Here is a 3775-nt window from a genome sequence, read left to right as displayed (position 1 = left end):
TGTGCCGTTGCATACGGCAGTGATGACGGCATCCCCCGCGGTGGTACGGTATAAAACGGTAGAAATGGGAGCGCTCAACGAACGTGAGTTGCGAGAAATGCTGCGCTGGGAAGGAGAACGTTTCTTTCCGGATGTAGCGGCTCCATGGATCGGCACGCGTTCGGTTCCGTTGCCGGAGGGGAGTGTCCGCGTCTTGATGGCGGCGCTGACGTCTGATGCGGTGCCCGACGAGCGCTTGGTGGCATTGGGCGTAGAATGCGTGATCACGGTTCCGGAAGTCGTCGCGCTGGGGGAAGCATTGGCGGACTCCACGGGAGCAGTTTACTGCGCCGCGTCCCAAATGGTGGCGGAGTATCGGGAGCGCGTGTGGACGGATTGGCGGCTACATACGATTGACGTAACGCATTCGGACGCGGGGTCGGAAGATGAAGCCATCTACGTGCATGGCTCGGCCGCGCCGAGTGATGTCGGCACGACCCGACCTTGGCCCGCGACCATTCCTGCGGAATTGCTCGGTGATACACCTTCGCCATGGCGTGATGTCGCGTACTTGCCGGTAGCCGCCGCGCGAGCGGCGCAACGACCGGAGAATGCCGCGCTTTGCCAAACGATTCGTTTAGAAAATCACGCGCCGCAACCCGCGCCGTCTTGGTTTCGACCCGTGTTGGCGGGAAGCCTCTGTATTCTGGTGCTCGCGTTCGGGTATGCGGCGTTTCATTACGCCATGTATCAAAAAGAAATGAGCGCGTTACAAAACGAAACGACGGTCGCTCAACTGTCGGCATTGCGCACACAGGTAGCCGCATATCAGACGGCAGTACACGATCGGCAAGAACATGAGCGAACGCGCTTAACGGCAAGCAAACTGTTGCTCGTGATTTGCGACTCCTGCCCCGCCGATGTGACGCTAACGGAAATTCGCACGGAAAATGAAGACATTATTGTCACCGGAAACTTCCAATCGGGCGCGCCCTTACATGATTGGAGCGAATATTTAAGCGCTCGTCTGGAACGACCGGTACGAAGTAAAATCGATCGTCATGTAGCGGCGGCGCATACCTTTACGCTGTGGCTCGGTCATGCGGAGGAGGAAGCTAATGCCATCCGTCACTAAATATCCTTTGCTGCTGTTGGCGGCACTCTGGTTATTGACTGTTGTCGCGTTCGGCGGCGGATACCACTGGCAAACTCGGACCGCGGACGCTATCCGAGCAGAAGCGGCGCAGGCGCATGAAATCGAACGACTGACAGCCCAACTGGCACAACAGGAACAATATCAAAACGAAGCCGCGCGAATAATCGACTGGGAAGCGGACGCGAACCGGGCGCACGTGCAAATGGAAAGCAGCGAAGAGATTCCTTCTGCGGACGAGACCAAACAATGGAAGATGACATTGGTCGGCGATTATTTTCATCTGCTGGAATTATTTGCCGCATGGGAAGGCCACCCGCATGCGACGGAAATCACGTTGACAAAAATGGCGCCGATCAGTCCATCGGTTTGTCGCGCGGAAATTCTCGTTCGTCAAACCGCACCCGTAAAAACCGCACATTGAACTCTTTGGGAAAAGTAAACGCAAGAAATCAAATAGATGTAGTATAATATAAGGAAACGGCGAAAAATACCATTTATTTATATTAAACACTTGTGAACAGATTTTACGGGAAGGATTTACACTATTTATGGAAACAAGTTTAACGGCGGAACAACGTTACGCGACAGAGCAACGCTTACTTTGGCAATCGGCGGGTCTGATGGGACTGATTGCCGTCGCGGCGACCTGGTTCGGCCTGCTCACGAACTCGCATGCGATCTTGATTGACGGGATTTTCTCGTTTGTGGCAGTCATTATTAAGATTTTAATGATCATGACTTCGCGTCTGACAACGCGGGAATCGAGCAAAAAATTTCAATTCGGATATTGGCAGTTTGAACCGCTCGTGCTTGCGGCAGAAGGCGGCTTCACGCTGATCATTGTTGTCTATGCGTTTTTGAACGGCATGATCAGTCTTTTCAGCGGCGGCAATGCAATGAACTTCGGCTTGGCGATTATTTACGCCTTGACGTTTACGTTTGCCAACATGGGGTACTACCTTTATGTGCATCGGGTAAATCGGAAACTGAAATCCAGCCTGATTCATTTTGATAATATGAGTTGGCTTGTCGATGCCTGTTTCGCCGCCAGTTTGTTTATCAGTTTCGGCTTGGCCTACCTGCTTGAACGAACGCAATATGCGCATTACGGGGTATACGTCGACCCGGTGATTTTAATCATTCTGTCATTGACCATGATGCCCGTCGCGCTCAATATTTTAGGACCTGCGGTAAGGCAGGTGCTCGGCATGGCGCCGGAAGGTTTACATGAAAAGGTTCATGAAGTGATGGACGACTTCATGGCCCGCTACCGTTTCAAAGACTACGTGAGTTCCGTACAAAGGTATGGCAAAATCGCCTTTATCGATATCGATATTTTAATTCCGAAAAATTACCCGATCCAGGATGTGGGAGATCTTGACCGCATTCGTGATGAGATTGATAAGTCCCTGGGCGGTAAATCGGTACGCAAGTGGCTGACCATTACCTTTACTACCAGCCGTCGTTGGATGGCGCAAGATTATGAGCTGTTGGAGGAGGAAGACGAATGAGTACTGTACCGTTTCGCGATATCCTGCTCGCCGGCGCCGCCGGAGATGCGATTGGCTACGTTGTTGAATTTGACGATGTGGAAACGATCAAAGAAAACTACGGCCCGCACGGTTTGCGCGGTCCTTTGAGCTTAGACGGCTCGGGGAAGTGGTTGATTTCCGACGACACGCAGATGACGCTTTTTACCATTGACGGTATCTTCTGGTCACGACAGCGCGGGGATGCTTTGACGAAAGGTCTCTACCGTTCGTATATGCGCTGGTACTATATGCAAACGGGAGAAGAACCTCGGCGCGGGCAGAAAAGCTGGCTCAAAAAGCAACCTTACGAAACGACGTACAACTTAGCGAAAGATCATCGTCTGCAGGAGCGGCGTCATCCCGGTATGACCTGCCTTACGGCATTGCGTGATCCGGCGGATCGCGGTTTGACGCAGCCGCTTAATGACAGCAAGGGTTGCGGCGGTGTCATGCGGGTGGCGCCGATCGGTTTATATTTTCACGGTGATCCGCAAGCCGCTTATGAGAACGGCTGCGCTTGCGCCGCGATTACCCACTCGCACCCGTCGGGATACATCGCTGCCGGTGCGATGGCGTCGTACCTGGCCTTGCTTTGCGACGGACATACGTTGCGGCAGGCGGGAAAAATCGTCAAGGAAATGTTGCGCGTAAAAGAAAACGCAGACGAAGTATATGATGCTATCGTGGCCGCGGAAAAAGCAGCGGCTAAAGTACCGGCATTGCGTAAAAAAGCCGGAGCTGATGATTGGTGGTACTATTTGCCGGGACTGGAAACACTCGGCGAAGGTTTTGTGGCCGAAGAAACCTTGGCGATTGCATTGTATTGCGCATTGGCTTACTCCGGTTCGCGATATGCCGTGTTGGCAGCGTTGAATCACGGCGGTGATTCGGATTCAACGGCCGGCATTTGCGCGCAATTGGTCACGGCGGAAGCCGGACGCAATCGGATTCCGGAAGAATGGTTGGAGCATTTGGAATGTCGTGATATTATCATCGACATGGCCGATCGACTGGAAAAAATAAGTTTTGCAGAAAAGTCTTGACACCGGAAAAAAGAGATGCTATCATAATCAAGTCGCATGAAGCGACACGGTTCTTTGAAAACTGA

The 3775-nt window shown here is 52.7% G+C and carries 4 protein-coding genes; all 4 read left to right on the top strand.

Going from position 1 to position 3775, the window contains the following annotated elements; all coding sequences use genetic code 11:
• Positions 1 to 1114: hypothetical protein (locus KH813_RS06255; protein ID WP_303994492.1), on the top strand; the 1114-nt coding region annotated here is incomplete at its 5' end.
• Positions 1098 to 1556 (top strand): hypothetical protein, encoded by a 459-nt coding sequence (locus tag KH813_RS06250; protein ID WP_303994491.1) that lies wholly within the window; start codon positions 1098 to 1100, stop codon positions 1554 to 1556. The genes KH813_RS06255 and KH813_RS06250, both read left to right, overlap by 17 nt.
• Before the next feature lie 127 nt (positions 1557 to 1683).
• The gene (locus KH813_RS06245) at positions 1684 to 2646 is read left to right on the top strand and encodes a cation diffusion facilitator family transporter (protein ID WP_303994490.1); all 963 of its coding nucleotides are present in this window, start codon (positions 1684 to 1686) and stop codon (positions 2644 to 2646) included.
• Positions 2643 to 3710 carry an ADP-ribosylglycohydrolase family protein gene (locus KH813_RS06240; protein WP_303994489.1) on the top strand — a complete coding sequence of 356 codons (1068 nt, stop codon included), beginning with the start codon at positions 2643 to 2645 and terminating at the stop codon, positions 3708 to 3710. The genes KH813_RS06245 and KH813_RS06240 overlap by 4 nt, the downstream gene beginning before the upstream one ends.
• The last annotated feature ends 65 nt before the right edge of the window (positions 3711 to 3775 follow it).

Origin of the sequence: Negativicoccus succinicivorans (assembly GCF_018373335.1) — a bacterium.
In the GTDB taxonomy this organism is placed as follows: Bacteria; Bacillota; Negativicutes; order Veillonellales; family Negativicoccaceae; genus Negativicoccus; species Negativicoccus succinicivorans_A.
This window is presented reverse-complemented; position numbering and strand designations above follow the sequence as displayed.